The organism is Rhodococcus sp. OS5 (genome assembly GCF_056837585.1).
On the sequence record NZ_CM166368.1, the window covers coordinates 442,942 to 459,079 of the forward strand.

The following is a 16,138-nucleotide window of genomic DNA, read 5'->3' on the forward strand; positions in this document are numbered from 1 at the left end:
CAGCTCCGGGGGTGCGAACCGTGACGGTTCGCACCCCGAAGCCCCCGATCTACCTCGAGTACTCCTAGGAGAGTCATGGGACTGCAAGCTCCCGCCACACCACGTGTGGACACCGCGCTCGGAATCGGCGGACGACGAAAGTTATACCCGTGGATCGTTTTTGCCCTGGCTTTCGGTCTACTTCTCTCGGACTACATGTCGCGGCAGGTACTCAGTGCGGTCTTCCCGATCCTGAAAGCCGACTGGGATCTGTCCGATTCGCACCTTGCCTCCCTGAGCAGCGTGGTGGCATTGATGGTCGGGCTGTTGACGTTCCCGTTGTCGCTGCTCGCGGACCGTTGGGGGCGCGTCAAGAGCTTGATCCTGATGGCCGTGTTGTGGAGTGTCGCGACGTTGCTGTGCGCTATCGCTCAGACCTACGAACAGATGCTGGGTGCTCGGTTCTTGGTCGGTGTCGGTGAAGCGGCGTACGGCAGCGTGGGTATCGCCGTGGTGCTCAGTGTGTTTGCGCCCCGTGTGCACGCAGCTCTTGCCGGTGCGTTCATGGCCGGTGGATCGTTCGGTTCGGTCATCGGTGTGGCAATCGGTGGGTTCATCGCAGTTCAGTTCAGTTGGCGGTGGTCTTTTGCCGCCATGGCGATCTTCGGTCTGATTCTGGTTGCGCTCTTCCGTGCCCTCGTCACCGAGAAGAAGCTCACGGCCTACGCCGTCGAGGCCGCGCCGGATGCCGCCGGGGAAGCGGTGAGACACGACGGTTTTCGTGCGCCGGTGTCCTCGCTGTTCACCAATCCCGCCGTGTTGTTCGCCTACATCGGTGGTGGTCTCCAGATGTTCACCGCCGCTGTACTTCTGGCGTGGTTGCCGAGCTTCTTCAATCGCTACTACGATTTGGCCCCGGACAAGGCCGGCGTCACAGCTTCCGTATTCGTCCTCCTGGTCGGAAGCGGGATGGTGGTCTGCGGTTTCATCACAGATCGATTCAGCCGCGACGATTCGGCGCGAAAATGGACCACCGCCATCGTTTACTGCGCCATCTCGTTGGTGACGCTGAGCATCGGGCTCCGGTTGGGCACGGGGACAGCACAACTCGTGTTGCTCGGTATCGGTGCATTCTTCTCCGCCGGTTCGTCGGGGCCGACGGCAGCTATGGTCGCGAACCTTACCCATCACTCGATTCGAGCGTCGGCCATGGGAACGCTCACCGTTGCCAACAACCTTCTCGGGCTGGCGCTCGGCCCCTTCGTGGTCGGCATCCTCGCCGATCACCTGGGTCTTCTCGGCGCTCTACAGCTTTCGCCCTTCGTCTATGTCGTCGCGGCCCTCGCGTTGGTAGCCGGCAAGCGTGCCTATACCGCCGGGATGAGGCGGCTGGCGACGTTGCAGAATCGGCCCGAGATCCCCGACGCCACTGAAGTAGCAGATGTTCGGAGTGCCTGATGGATGAATCACCCACGGTAGTAATAGTTCCCGGTCTGCGCGATCATGTCGAGGATCATTTGCAGACTCACCTCGCGCGCAGGCTCGACAACGTTCTGACGGTTCCTCCCCTCGAGACCGACAAGCTCAGTCGCGATGCGCGGGTTGCGGCATTGGACGAGGTGTTGACAAGTGTTTCCAGCCCGGTGGTCCTGGTCGCGCACAGCGCCGGAGTCATGACAGTTGCTCACTGGGCGAGGGCGCATCATCGAGAGGTTGCGGGCGCACTTCTGGTCACGCCGGCGGATCTCGAACTTCCGCTGCCCGAGTCTTATCCGTCTCTCGAAGATCTCGACCGACACGGGTGGCTACCGATACCGCGTCAGCGTCTGCCGTTTCCGAGCACGGTCGCGGCGAGTCGGAACGATCCGCTGGCCGGGTATCGCCGAGTTGTGGGTTTGGCTGAAGGATGGGGGAGTCGGTTACTGGATCTGGGCGAGGTCGGACACCTCAATCCGGCGTCCGGATACGGGTATTGGCCGCGGGCGGAATCGTTGGTGCGGGAACTGCTCGAGTCGGTGTCGCGCGCTGCCTCGTCTCATGCCACGGATTCCGAGGCGCAGGAGGAACACAGTCATGCTTGATCTTGCTGCTCTGCTGGAAGATTCGGCCCGGCGATACCCGGAACGGGATGCGCTGGTTCTCGGGGAAGCGAGGCTGACGTATGCGCAGTTCGACGCCTACGCGAATCGCATCGCCCATCTGCTCGTCTCGCGGGGTGTCGAGCCAGGTGACAAGGTGGCGTTGTCCTGCCCGAACGTTCTCGAGTTCCCGATCGTCTACTACGGCATTCTCAAGGCCGGCGGCGTCGTCGTTCCTCTGAACATTCTGCTCAAGGGGCGCGAAATCGCCTATCACCTGGCTGATTCGGAAGCAAAGCTGTACTTCTGTTTCGAGGGAAGTCCCGAATTGCCGATCGCTGAGTACGCCATCGCCGGGTTCGAGCAGAGCGAGACCTGTTCGGCCCTGATCGTGATCAGCGCCGAGTCGGGTGCACCGTCGTCGATCCTCGGAGTCGAGACTCTAGGCGAAGCACTGGCATCCGTGTCCGGCACGGAAACGCCTGCAGTCGCGGTTGTTCGTGAACCGACGGACACCGCGGTCATCCTCTACACCAGCGGCACGACCGGAAAGCCCAAGGGTGCCGAACTCACTCACTGCAACATGGTCTTGAATGCACTGTCGACCAACCGGTTGTTCGAGAGCGTTCCGTCCATGCATGAGCGTTATCTCCTGACTTTGCCGTTGTTCCACTCGTTCGGCCAGACAGTGACCATGAATGCGGGAATCTGCGTCGGTGCCACCTTGGTGTTGATGCCGCGCTTCGATGCGACCGCGGCACTCGAGATCATGGAACGCGAAACGATCTCGGTCTTCGCGGGCGTCCCGACCATGTATTGGGGACTGCTCGGCGTGCTGGACGAGGTAGTGAAATCCGGGGTGGATATCGAGACCGTTGCACAGAACATGCGGTGCGCGATCTCCGGTGGTGCAGCGCTTCCCGTCGAAATCTTGACACAGTTCAGGGAACGCTTCGGTGTTCAGATCCTCGAAGGGTACGGGTTGTCCGAGACCTCTCCGTTGGCCTTGTTCAGTGACCCGGAGAGCGACCCCCGGCCCGGTTCGATCGGCGTGCCGATCTGGGGCGTCGAAGCGCGGCTTGTCGACGACTCTTGGCACACGATCGCCGGCCCCGACGAAGTGGGTGAGTTGGCCATTCGCGGGCACAACGTCATGAAGGGCTATTTCAACCGACCAGAGGCGACGGCGGAAGCCATGCGCGACGGTTGGTTTCGCACCGGGGATTTGGCACGGGTCGATACCGACGGAAATTACTACATCGTCGATCGCGCGAAGGACATGATCGTGCGGGGCGGATTCAACGTCTACCCACGCGAAATCGAAGAGGTTCTGCTCACCCACCCAGCCGTCTCACTCGTCGCCGTCGTCGGGGTGCCGGACACGAGCCTCGGCGAAGAAGTTGTCGCGTTCGTGATCCGAGAGCCGAGTGAAGAGATCTCCGAATCGGATCTCGTGGAATGGACGCGGGAACAGATGGCCGCCTACAAATATCCGCGTCGCATCGAGTTCGTGCCGTCGCTGCCGATGACGGCAACCGGAAAGATTCTCAAACGTGAACTGAATCAAGCATTTTCGATGGTCTGAGGAGATCGATGACTGACGTTCGAGCAAGTGAAGCTTTTCCCGTGACCCAGGCCATGAAGGATTCGGGTGGCTGGAATCCGTTGTGGGACGGACTTTCGGAGCTGGATCCCGAGTGGACCGAGCTGTACATGAAGACAGCGATGCAGCCCTGGAACAGCGGGGTGCTGTCACCTCAGGTGATCCAGTTGCTGTGCATAGCCGTCGATGCGGCGAGCACACACATGTACGCGCCCGGCGTACGACGCCATATTCGCGCCGCGCTCGACATGGGAGTGACCCCGAAGGAGATTCTCGAGGTGCTGAAACTGACCACCGTCGTCGGGATTCATTCCTGCAATGTCGGCGTTCCGATCCTGATGGAGGAAATCGCGAACCGGTGAGGGCGGTCAGTCCCGCTCGCGGTTCTCCCGTTCCTCCCGCTGACGCTGGAGGAACGGGCTCGGGTTCTGTCCGCCGATCGGACCGTGGCCGAGGACTCCGTGCTCGTAGGCCGACTCCGCGTGCAGGGCAACGTCGATTCCGCGGGCCTCGTCTTCACGCGAAATGCGGAAGCCGAAGGTCTTGTCGATGAGCTTTCCGAGACCGTAGGTCACACCGAAGGCATAGAGCGCGACCACGACGACGCCGACGAACTGCTTGCCCAACTGCGCGAATCCACCGCCGAAGAACAAACCTTCCGGACCGCCTGTCATCACGGCCGTCGCGAGGAGTCCGATCAACAACGAGCCGACGATTCCGCCGACGAGGTGCACGCCGACGACGTCGAGGGAGTCGTCGTAGCCGAGCTTGTGCTTCCATCCCACGGCGTACGAGCAGACGATGCCGGCGATCAGACCGATGACGAGCGCACCGAACATGTTCACCGTTCCGCACGACGGGGTGATCGCGACCAGACCGGCGACGACGCCCGAAGCTGCGCCGAACGTGGTGGGGTGTCCGTCACGATTCTGCTCGACGAACAGCCAGCCGAGTAGTCCGGTGCAACCGGCGACGAGTGTGTTGAGGAAGATCTGCGAGGCCATACCGTCGGCCGCAAGGGCCGAGCCGGCGTTGAATCCGAACCAACCGAACCAGAGCAGGCCTACGCCGAGCAGGACGAACGGCAGATTGTGCGGACGCATCGACTCGGCCTTGAAACCCATCCGCTGGCCGAGGACCAGTGCCAATGCCAGACCCGACGCTCCGGACACGATTTCGACCACGAGGCCACCGGCGTAGTCGAGTGCGCCCATCTGGGCGAGCCATCCCTGCGGATTCCACACCCAGTGAGCGACGGGGACATAGACGAGCAAGGACCAGATGGGGACGAAGATCATCCAGGCGGAGAACTTCGCGCGGTCGGCGATCGCACCACTGATGAGCGCTGCAGTAAGGATTGCGAACGTCAATTGGAAGGTTGCGAACAACACTTCCGGGACATTCCCGTGCACCGTCGACGGGTCGATGCCCGCCATGCCGATGTGCTCGAGTCCGCCGATGATGCCACCGTGATCGTCGCCGAACACGAGGCTGTAGCCCACGAACAACCACGCAACCGTGACGAGTGCGATCGAGACGAAACTCATCATGATCATGTTGAGTACGCCCGTCGAGCGGACCATGCCGCCGTAGAACAGTGCGAGTCCTGGCGTCATCAGAAGTACGAGTGCAGTACTGACGAGCAACCAGGCAGTTGCTCCGGCATCGATGGTGGCGGGCACAGTTTTCTCCTCACGCACGCGGACCAGCCCGCGTGCACGGAACCCACGATGGGTGCGTGCGGTTTCCTCCGCACTGCGATTGTGTTGCGAACATGTTTCGGGAGAAGTCGGCGTTGCACCCGCACCGGACCACCTGTCGTGGGTCGCCGGTAGTCTTTGCGCGTGGCCCTGTACCGGAAGTATCGACCCGCGTCCTTCGCCGAGGTGGTGGGGCAGGAGCATGTCACCGCACCGCTCAGCACGGCCCTCGACACCGGACGCATCAACCATGCCTACCTGTTTTCCGGCCCGCGCGGCTGCGGAAAGACGTCGTCGGCGCGAATCCTGGCGCGTTCGCTGAACTGTGAGCAGGGACCGACGTCGACGCCGTGCGACGTGTGCGACTCGTGCGTTTCGCTGGGCCCGGGCGGCACAGGCAACCTGGATGTGACGGAACTCGACGCCGCAAGTCACGGTGGCGTCGACGACACCCGAGAACTCCGAGACAAGGCGTTCCACGCACCCGCCGCATCTCGCTACCGCGTCTTCATCATCGACGAGGCACACATGGTGACGGCGGCGGGTTTCAATGCGCTGCTCAAGATCGTCGAAGAGCCGCCGGAACACCTCATCTTCATCTTTGCGACGACGGAACCGGAAAAGGTTCTCCCGACCATCCGTTCGCGTACACACCATTACCCGTTCCGCCTGTTGGCGCCGTCGACCATGCGCGGACTCCTGGAAAAGATCTGCGCCCAGGAGGGCGTACCGGTCGAGCCTGCGGTGTATCCACTGGTCATCAAGGCCGGCGGCGGTTCCCCTCGTGACTCGTTGAGTGTCCTCGATCAGCTGCTCGCGGGCGCAGGAGAAGAAGGTGTCACGTATCCGCGCGCTCTCTCTCTTCTCGGAGTCACCGACGTCGCGCTCATCGACGAAGCAGTAGACGCCCTGTCTGCCAGTGACGGGGCCGCGTTGTTCGGCACTGTCGATCGCGTGATGGACGCCGGTCACGATCCACGCCGATTCGCGCTCGATCTTCTCGAGCGCCTGCGTGATCTCATCTTGATGCAGGCTGTTTCCGACGCCAGCGAACGAGGATTGGTCGACGCTCCGGAAGCGGAGCTGGTCACGATGCGTGAGCAGATTCAACGAGTCGGCCCGGCCACGCTCACCCGCTTCGCCGAAACTGTCCATGCCGGACTCAGCGAAATGCGTGGTGCGACGGCGCCGCGGCTGCTGCTCGAAGTGATGTGCGCGCGAATGCTGCTGCCGTCGGCCTCCGACACCGAGTCAGCTGTATTGCAGCGGCTGGAGCGCCTGGAACAAGGTATTCCGGCTGCCGGAGTCGCGGCTGCTCCTCGCGCGGCAGCAACGCCGGCACCCACCGTGCCGCCGCTCGAACCGGAGATTGCTTCCAAGTTCCAACGGCCCTCTCAACGCAAGGCCGAGCCTGAGGCACGGCCGGAACCAGCCGCGCCTGCTCCAGCTGCGGCGCCGCCGGTTGTGGAGGCTCCTGTCGTCGAACCTCCGGTAGCGGCAGTTCCCGTCGTCGAGACTCCCACTGTCGAGATCGTGGAACCGCCGGTTGCCGAGGCTCCGGTGGTTGAAGCTCCGGTTGCCGAAGCTCCAATAGTTGAAGCTCCTGTGGTTGAACCACCGGTTACTGCTTCTGTCGAGGCGGAAGAGCTGATCGGGCTTGCCGAGCCGGAACCCGACTACGAGCCCGAGCCCGAGTTCGACGAGCCGGCGGTTGCCGAAGCTGCGCCGGTCTCGGCAGGCCCCACAGTCGAGACTCTCCGTGAATCGTGGAACACCTTGCGCAACAAGGTCGGTGAACGAAACAAGGTTCTTCCGGCCATGCTGTCCGCTGCGACGGTTCACGACGTGCGTGGACATGTCGTTGTCATCGCTCACGGCTCACCGGTCCTGGGTGCTCGTGTGACGCAACCGCACAACGCGGCGGTCATTTGCGAGGTCCTTGCCGAAATGTTCGGTGGCACTTGGCAAGTCGAGTATCAAGAAGGTGCGCCTACAGCGCCTACAGTATCGAGCGCAACCAAGGCGACAGAAGCTCCGAGCCGCCCTGCCGCTGCGCCCCGCTTCTCACGGCCCAGTCAGGAGCGCGCAGCGCAGCAGCCCAAGGCCCCGCAGCCCCAGCGCGGAGATTCGGACGACATTCCGCCGCCCGAGGCCCCCGACTATCCGGAAGACCCTGGACCGGCGCCTGCTCCTGAGGTCGACTACGAGGCAACTCCTCCGCCTGCAACGCCGGAGGACGAGGACGAGATGTTTGCGGAGGCGGCTGAGCCCGCTGATCCGACTGCCAGACGTGATCCCGAGGATGTTGCAAAGGAACTCCTCAAGGACGTCCTCGGAGCTCGCCGCCTCGAAAGCTGAGTTGCCGAGTCGGTCCGTGTGCGTGAAACAGCTGTCGGAATCCAGCTGCACCACTGTGTGATCGAATTGTTATAAGTGCCGTTCCCTTTGTGTGCGCGCGTCTCGAAAGCGCACCGGCTCGGCCTCGCAAAGCTGAATTGTATGTGGCTGGTTTGCTGGCACATTCGTTCGCTCAGTTCCGGTGTAACGAAACGTCGATTCGGACGATGGTCGCCGAAGAATATCTGGAAGTTCTCGTTGTCTGATGGGCATTCGAGTGCTGCTGTTAAATTTCGGTGTGTCACGAATGTTCAGATTGATAGTTGTCGGATGTTTGTTTTGCGGGGATCGACCAATTTGGGACATTCGGCGAATTGGCCACATGTTCGGCATTGCGGTATTTCGGTGCATATTCAACTGAATATTTGCCGATCGCGAGTAAATGGCGGCCGTGAAACCGGGATCCGGTACGGATGTTCAAGCAGGAGCATGACCGGTTGCGAAGCAAATAAGTAACTCCGAGTTACAGCTAACTCTCGATTGCTGTCAAATTGCTGAAACACGTTCATTGCGACGAACGACCTTTGTTATTTGTTTATGCCTTGAGGTGAATCTGCGTTTTACACACCGATGAGGGCGTGGTTAGTCTTCGGTCGATTGAGTCTCCCGTGGATGCGCGCGAAAATAGGAAGTGTAAGATGACTGAAGATTCAACTAATCCTGCGATTGCGATAGTCGGGATGAGCATGTGGTCCCCCGGTGCACATGATCTGCAAGGATTTTGGGAGAACGTCCTCGCGCGTCGGATGCAATTCCGAAAGTTTCCGGAGTCACGGATGTCCCTCGACGACTACTGGAGCGCGAGCCCTGACGACGTCGACAAGACATACGCCGATCGCGGCGCGTTCATGGATGGTTTCGAATTCGACTGGGTCGGTCGCCGGATACCGGAGCGGACCTTCAAGTCGACAGATCTCACACACTGGTTGGCTCTGGAAACAGCACTCGGGGCTTTGACGGACGCGGGCTACAGCCGAGGATCGGTACCCACTGGACGCAGCGCCGCAATCGTCGGCAACTCCCTCACCGGTGAAGAATCCCGGATGTGGTCGATGCGTTTGCGTTGGCCTTACGTCAAGCGCGCACTCGCTGTCGCAGCCGAAGCGCGCCAGTTGGACAGTTCCGTCGCTGATGCTCTCGCCGAGACGATGGAAGATGTCTACAAGGGCCCATTGGTGGAGCCGAGTGAAGACACTCTCGCCGGCATGTTGTCGAATACGATTGCCGGCCGGATCTGCAATTATCTCGACTTCAACGGCGGCGGGTACGTCGTGGACGGTGCGTGCGCGTCCGGAATGCTCGCGGTGGCGACTGCAGCCGAAAAGCTGGCGTCCGGCGCGGCCGACTTCGTCTTGGCAGGGGGAGTCGACGTCAGCTTGGATCCTTTGGAACTGGTGGGATTCGCCCGTTTGGGTGCACTGACCCGTGGCGACATGAACGTGTACGACGCAAGCCGAAGCGGATTCATCCCGGGTGAAGGTTGCGGATTCGTGGCCTTGAAACGACTCGAGGACGCCAGGGCGGACGGCGACTACGTGTACGCGACGATTCGCGGCTGGGGCATCTCCACCGATGGCAAGGGTGGAATCACCAAGCCCCGCGCCGAAACTCAGGCCGAGATGATCCGTCGCGCATACTCGCGAGCGGGATTCGCGGCCAGCGAGGTTGCCTTCGTCGAAGGACACGGAACTGGTACTCCCGTCGGAGACCCCGTCGAACTGGCCGGCGTCCAGCAGGCCGCTCAGACGGACGGGCCCGTCGAGGCTCGTAGCATCGGCATGACGTCACTGAAGTCGTTGATCGGGCACACGAAGGCGGCGTCGGGCATCCTTGCGCTGATCAAGGCGACCATGGCCGTCAATCAACGAATCCTTCCGCCGCTCGCCGGTTGCACCGACCCGAACCCGGCGTTCGGAACCGAAGCGCCGGCACTCTTTCCGCTCGTCAACGGTGAGATCAGAGATCCGTCCGAGAAGATGCGTGCCGGTGCGCAAGCCATGGGTTTCGGCGGTATCAACTGCCACGTCGCGATCGAATCGGCTGATGCACCATCCAGCAAGCTGACACCCTCGCAAGACGTCCGCACGATGATGGCGTCGTATCAGGACACCGAGGTTTTCGTACTTTCTGCAGATTCTGCGATGGACTTGGCGACCCGAGCGCGGGATGTTGCAGATCTGGCGGTTCCGTTGAGTGTTGCCGAGCTGCTGGACTTTTCGGCGAAGCTCTCTCGAGTGATCTCGCCGACCGCGCCCTTCCGTGCTGCAGTGGTGGCCGGACGTCCCGCGCAGTTGGCCGAACGCATGCGTCAGCTTGCCGTGATCTGCGAGAACTCCGCTCCTGCATCCGGCCAGGTGAAGGTCGTGAGCAACGAGATCTCGATCTCGAACGCCGTCCACCACGACATCGGATTCCTGTTCCCGGGACAGGGATCCCAACAACTAGAGATGGCGCGCGTGCTGATCGAGCGCTTCGAGTGGGCACGCGAACTGGCGACCGAGGCGGACGGCTGGTTGGAGGGAGTTGGAGCGGAGGCGATCACGCCTCGAATTCTGCGGAACCCGGTCAAGAGCGCTGACGCTGCGGAATTGGCGAAGTGGAAGCGGGATCTCGCCCAGACGCAGTTCACCCAGCCTGCCGTCGCTTTGGCTTCGCTGCTCTGGTTCGAGTACCTCCGCCGATTGGGTGTCACACCCAGTGCTGTCGCCGGCCACAGTCTCGGCGAGTTGACCGCGCTCTACGCGGCAGGAGCTTACGACCAGAAGACGCTGATCACCTTGGCTGCGGCGAAGGGTGCGGCCATGGCTGTCAGTGGTGGTGGAAACGGCGCGATGGCGAGCCTGACCTGCGACCGATCGACGGCTGAGGCGATCATCGCGGAAACAAAGGGTTACGCGACCGTCGCGAATCTGAATACGCCTACACAGACCGTGGTTTCGGGCACCAAAGACGCGGTCGACGATGTGGTTGCCATCGCGAAGACGCGCGGAGTGTCGGCTCAGGCGCTTGCCGTGTCGAATGCTTTCCACTCCGAGATGATGAACGAGGCCGAGCGGGAGCTGAAGTCCACTGCGCCCGTTGACGAGCAAGTCGATTCGCTGACTTGCCCCGTGTATTCCTGCGTCGAAGGGAAACGCGTACAGACGCCACTGGCACTTCGCGAATTGGTCACCAAACAGGTTGTCTCACCGGTCGACTGGGTCAAGACGGTAAGTGGAATCTCGCAGGACGTGGACCTGCTCGTCGAGGTCGGTCCCGGCCGTGTGCTGACCGGGCTCACCAAGGCGATCAATGGGACCGACGGCGTGCGCTGCTTCCCCGTTGCGTCCAAGTCCGGACGCGACGAGGACTTCAATGTCGCACTGGCCGCGATGTACGTACACGGCGCTCAGGTCCGATGGAACGAACTTTTCGACGGCCGGTTCGTGCGCGAATTCGTTCCTGCCGATCAGAAGGTGTTCATCGAGAACCTGGCCGAGGCGAAGCTGACGGTTACCTCTGCTCCCGAACCGCTCGCACTTGGTACGTCCGGCGGGGATCCGGCTGCGGCGCTGGCCGATTACCTGAGCCGACGCGGGACCTTCCTCGTCGACGTGATTCGTGCTGATGTAGGCAGTGGAGCGACTTCTCCGTCTTCTCCATCTGCTCCGACTTCGCGGGCAGTCACCAACGGCCACGAATCCGTGGCAGCGAAAGCTCCTTCGCCGGTTTCGGCTCCGGTAGTCGAAGAGCCGGCTGACGCGGGCGCTGGGTCCGTGGAAAGTGAGCTGATCAGGATCCTCGCCGATACGACGGGATTCCCCGCCGAGTCGATCACGACGGATCTGCGTCTGCTCGATGATCTGAATCTCGACTCGATCAGTGCGGCAGAGGCTATTTCGAAGGTTGCGCATCAGTTCGAGGTTGTCGACCTCGACCCTGCCGAGTTGGCCAATGCCACGATCGGAGAAGCAGCATCGCTGATCCTTGCGGCATCACCGAATCTCGGTTCTGCCGTTCCAGCAGCGAGTTCGGTGCAGTCGGACGTGTCGCGAATACTGCTCGAGGTAATCGCGGAGGACACCGGATTTCCGGTGGAGTCTCTCGATGTGGATCTCCACCTGCTCGACGACCTGAACATGGACTCGATCAAGGCTGCCGATGCGATAGCAACTGTGGCAACGCGATTGGGTGTTCAGGGTGATCTGGATCCGGCCGAACTCGTCAACGTCAGCCTGGGTGAACTCATCGAAGTGCTCGATCGATCCGCGAAAGAGATGTCGGGGCAGCAGCAGTCGGTTGCGCGGGCGCTGCCGGTGAAGGCAAAGGGTCTATCAGCCGACAGCTTCACCTGGGTTCGCGATTACACCCTGGAAAAGGTTCGGAGCGAGACAGCGTTGCACGGAGTCCGAGACCTCACGGACACGACGTTTGTCGTCATCGGTGACGACGCCGGTTTGGTCGGAAGGTTGGAATCCGAACTGCGAGGGCGTGGTGCTCAGGTCGACATTCGCACATTCTCCGACGGCGCTCCTGCGAATGCACAGCACGTGGTTGCCGTAATGCCGCGTGTGACCGATGATTCCGTCACCGAAATCGGTTTGCGCCGTGGGATCGAACACATGTACAAGATGGTTCCGGCGCAGCAAAGTGGAGGCGCACGAACCACATTGGCAGTGATTCAGTTCACCGATGTCGAGTTGGGCAATCCGGCGCCGGTATCGAGTGCGGCGGCTTTTGCCGCTTCGGTGCATCACGAGCGCCCCGAACTGGATGTCCGCGTCATAGGATTCGACGGCTCGACTGCGGACGCGGTGGTGGCAACCACCGTCGTCTCCGAGTTGGATTCGGTTGCATCCTATGTGTTCGCGACTTACGACACCGAGATGGGACGCACGGCACTGCAACCGCGGGTTCTTGCCTCGAGCGACTACACCGTCCGCGAGAGCGGGTTGGGGAGTTCGGATGTAGTGGTCGTGACCGGTGGCGCGAAAGGCATCATGGCGCAATGCGCTCTGGCTCTCGGTCGAAAGACAGGCGCCGAACTAGTGCTGATCGGAAGCTCTCAGCGACAAGCGGGTGACGAAATCGCTTCCACTCTTGCGGACTTCACGTCTGCCGGATTGAGCGCTCACTACTATCGCTGCAACGTCACGGATGCTGCGGCGGTGGCCGGCGTCGTCGCCCAGATCGAGGTCGAGGTTGGGCCGATCACCGGGTTTGTCCACGGTGCGGGGGCGAATGTTCCGCGGCGGTTCGAGAGAGTCGACAGCGCTGCGGCTTTCAAGGAGGTTGCACCTAAGGTCCTGGGCGCAGCCAACTTCGTCGAAGCGCTCGCTGATCGCGACTTGAAGCTGTTCGTGGGCTTCTCCTCCATCATCGGATTCACAGGTATGCCCGGAAACAGCTGGTATGCATACGGAAACGAGCTTCTCGACGAAATGGTGATGCGGTATGCCGCCGGGCACCCGAAGACTCGGACGTTCTCGCTCGCGTACAGCGTGTGGGGGGAGACCGGCATGGGCGCCCGCATGGGCAGTGTCAACCACCTCGCGAAGATGGGTGTCATGCCGATTTCCACGGCTGCGGGAGTGGATCATTTCCTTCGTCTGGTCGACAGCGGACCCGAGGCGAGTCGTATCGTCGTGACCAGTCGACTCGGCGGTCTGGACACCTGGGCGCCGGCAGCACCGGCTCTGCCGGCGGTGTCGCGGTACATCGACCAAGTGGTGACCATCGAGCCGCAGGTAGAACTGGTTACCCGGACGACGTTGTCCACCTCAGCAGATCCTTTTGTCCTAGACCATGTCTGGAAAGGATCGGCGCTGCTTCCGACGGTGTTCGGACTCGAGGCGATGTCGCAGGCGGCGGCTTATGTCACCGGACGCGTGACTCTGGGCCGCGTCCGCATCGACGACATCAAGCTGGATCGACCGATCGTCGTCGACACGGTCGAGGGCACCAGAGTCGAGATCAAGGCAAGCGTCGTGGAGCAGGATCGTGATGCTGCAGGAACGCGGGTGCATGTCACGATCGGCACCGAACGGACCGGGTACGGACGGCCCCATTTCTCGGCCGACTTCATCTTCGGGCTGGACGAAACACTGCCGGAGTTCGAGAAGGAGTTGCCGCGACCGGTGCTCGACATCGATCCGTTGGACGATCTCTACTCGTGGTTGCTGTTCCAGGAGGGCGATTTCCGCCGACTCGAAGAGATCTCGAGCCTCGATTCCGAGCACATTCTCTTCAGCGCTATTTCGCGAGCCGACCGTAAGCAGCACCTCCTCGGTGATCCCTACTTCCTCGATTCCCTGCTCCAATCGGGTCAGATCATGGTTCCGCGGGAGATCTGCCTTCCGGTCAACATTGCGCGAATCGACATGTACGACGGACGATTCGAGGCTCGTTCGTTCACCGCGTACGCCTACGACAAGGTGCAGACAGAGACCCACATGCAAGCCGACGTGGCGGTGGTGAAGGACGGACGAGTGGTGATGCAGCTCGAGGGATATCGCTCCCAGATTCTCTCCCACGACGAAAGCCGTCCTACGGCTGAGGAAATCGCGGATCCGACTGCGCGCGACGCACAGATCATTCTCGACAAGCTCGCGCAACACAGCCGGGCGTTGGGAGTGAAGAGCCCGCGGGTTGTGGTCGCGCATACCCCGGGGATTCACGAGTTGACCAAGTCGGAACGCCACGAGCAGGAGAAACCGATCGCCGAGGCGGCCGTGAACATTCATCTCGATGAGGATGTGGTGATCAAATGAGTAATGCCTTTGCCATCGAATGGCAGGAAACCGGAAAGCCCGTCGTCGTCGGTGATATTCCGCCCTCTGTGGATGTCTCGCTCTCGCACGACGGCAGCAAGTCACTCGGTTCGGCCGGCGACTGGCCTCAGGGGTGTGACATCGAACCGATTCGCTCCCGAACCGCCGTGCAGTGGAAGGCGCTTCTGGGTTCGGCGCGGATTCCGCTGCTGGACGAGTTGATCGCAGGCGGCGAATCACTCGATCGTGCGGGAACCAGGCTGTGGGCGGCGGCCGAGGCGATCCGAAAGGCCACGGGGCAGATGTCGGTTTCTCTGGCGATGGGCGCCAGGGAGGACGACGCAGTGACCTTCCGCGGCGGCGCAGAGGGAAGCGTGGTGGTTCTGACTTTTCCAGCTCTGTTGACGGACAACGAGGAGCGGATTCTCGCGTTTGTGACTCATGAGGAGGATGCGGAGGAACCGGCGCAGGACCCGGCACCGCAGTTCGACTCCGGACCGTTGTCGGCGAAGTCTCTCGCGCAGTTCGATCCGATGGCCTACGGCTCCGACGTGCATGTGGTGGCCCGGAGCGGCTATCCGGCGGTGTCGATCCGGTTCCCCGTCGGGTTCCGGGACGCGTGCAACGTCGGTGGATCAGTGGGGTTCGCGAGCTTCGCGCTGTGGTTGGGCGCTTTGCGAGAGAGGGGAACCGGACCGATCTCGAAGCAGATCGTGGAGGACATGGCGACGGGTCGTTGGGGCATGGTGACCAACAACTCCGAGGTGTTCATCGATGCGAACCTGTACACCGACGACATTGTCGAGGGGACGATCTGGATCACCGAGCTCACCGGTCCGGATCGGGCAACCACCAATCTGCATGTCGAATGGTGCCGGGTCGACGGCGAGACGCGCACTCACATCGGGTGGAGTGCGATGCAGACGACGTGGGTGGAAATCCTCTCCCACGGTGTGGTGGCGGCACGGCCGATGCCGCAGTACTTCCACGATTTCATCGAGCCGATGACGATTCCGACGGGGACGAAGAACATCGCTGTTCCCACCGAACCGAAGAACGTCGATCGTGGTTCCGTGATCCGCTCGGCTCCGATGGTGCCGCGCAATCCGTACCTGCTCGAATCCGAGGTGTTCTCGACGACGTTGCAGGACGGAAACGTCGTGGGCAACATCTACTTCGGCAACTATTACATCTGGCAGTCGAGGGTTCGGGACAAGTTCCTGGTCCGTTCTCAGCGTGAGGCCATGGCGGCCAGAGGCGCTCTCGGGGAACTTCGTTGTGTGCACACCAGGGTTGAGCATCTGCGCGAGGTCATGCCGTTCGACGACGTCCTGGTCACGATGTCCTTGTCTGCCCTCTACGAGAGGGGGATCGACCTCGAGTTCGAGTACTTCAAGGTCAACGAGGACGGATCACGGGAGAAGCTCGCGATCGCTCGGCACAGAACTGTCTGGACGATGCCGGGCGCTCCGGGAGAACTGGAAATCTCTCCGCCGTCGAAACTTCCACAGTCGCTGATCGATTCGGTGCTGGAGGCGATCGACGGAAAGTAGACGGGGGATTTTCCGAGATCGAAGTGGAGAGACGGGTTGCGTTTTCCTTGTGGGAGAACGCAACCCGTTTCGATGGGGA

The 16,138-nt window shown here is 61.6% G+C and carries 8 protein-coding genes; 7 read left to right on the forward strand and 1 reads right to left on the reverse strand.

The features are described from left to right. The first annotated feature begins 75 nt into the window (after positions 1 to 75). The 4 genes from ACVZUB_RS02130 to ACVZUB_RS02145 are packed head-to-tail and all read left to right on the forward strand — an operon-like array spanning position 76 to position 4,022. On the forward strand, positions 76 to 1,437 hold the full coding sequence (locus ACVZUB_RS02130) for an MFS transporter (protein ID WP_075831895.1): 1,362 nt from the start codon (positions 76 to 78) through the stop codon (positions 1,435 to 1,437). Next, positions 1,437 to 2,060 carry an RBBP9/YdeN family alpha/beta hydrolase gene (locus tag ACVZUB_RS02135; protein WP_482628109.1) on the forward strand — a complete coding sequence of 208 codons (624 nt, stop codon included), beginning with the start codon at positions 1,437 to 1,439 and terminating at the stop codon, positions 2,058 to 2,060. The genes ACVZUB_RS02130 and ACVZUB_RS02135 overlap by 1 nt, the downstream gene beginning before the upstream one ends. Continuing rightward, positions 2,053 to 3,642 (forward strand): long-chain-fatty-acid--CoA ligase, encoded by a 1,590-nt coding sequence (locus ACVZUB_RS02140; protein ID WP_482628110.1) that lies wholly within the window; start codon positions 2,053 to 2,055, stop codon positions 3,640 to 3,642. Before ACVZUB_RS02135 ends, ACVZUB_RS02140 begins: the two co-directional genes overlap by 8 nt. An 8-nt stretch (positions 3,643 to 3,650) precedes the next feature. After that, positions 3,651 to 4,022, forward strand: a complete 372-nt coding sequence (locus tag ACVZUB_RS02145; RefSeq protein WP_020905896.1) for a carboxymuconolactone decarboxylase family protein — start codon at positions 3,651 to 3,653, stop codon at positions 4,020 to 4,022. 6 nt (positions 4,023 to 4,028) lie between these two features. On the opposite strand, the gene ACVZUB_RS02150 is transcribed toward ACVZUB_RS02145, so the two are convergent. Next, the gene (locus ACVZUB_RS02150) at positions 4,029 to 5,342 is read right to left on the reverse strand and encodes an ammonium transporter (RefSeq protein WP_003943791.1); all 1,314 of its coding nucleotides are present in this window, start codon (positions 5,340 to 5,342) and stop codon (positions 4,029 to 4,031) included. Between the two features lie 162 nt (positions 5,343 to 5,504). Between ACVZUB_RS02150 and ACVZUB_RS02155 the strand changes: the two genes are divergently transcribed. The 3 genes from ACVZUB_RS02155 (at position 5,505) to ACVZUB_RS02165 (ending at position 16,059) form a co-directional block, all read left to right on the forward strand. Next, the gene (locus tag ACVZUB_RS02155) at positions 5,505 to 7,718 is read left to right on the forward strand and encodes a DNA polymerase III subunit gamma and tau (protein WP_030535724.1); all 2,214 of its coding nucleotides are present in this window, start codon (positions 5,505 to 5,507) and stop codon (positions 7,716 to 7,718) included. Between the two features lie 677 nt (positions 7,719 to 8,395). Further along, positions 8,396 to 14,506, forward strand: coding sequence for an SDR family NAD(P)-dependent oxidoreductase (locus ACVZUB_RS02160; RefSeq protein WP_341513968.1), 6,111 nt, complete (start codon positions 8,396 to 8,398; stop codon positions 14,504 to 14,506). Beyond that, entirely contained in the window at positions 14,503 to 16,059 is a 1,557-nt protein-coding gene (locus tag ACVZUB_RS02165; RefSeq protein ID WP_064687942.1) for a hypothetical protein, read from the forward strand. The genes ACVZUB_RS02160 and ACVZUB_RS02165 overlap by 4 nt, the downstream gene beginning before the upstream one ends. The last annotated feature ends 79 nt before the right edge of the window (positions 16,060 to 16,138 follow it).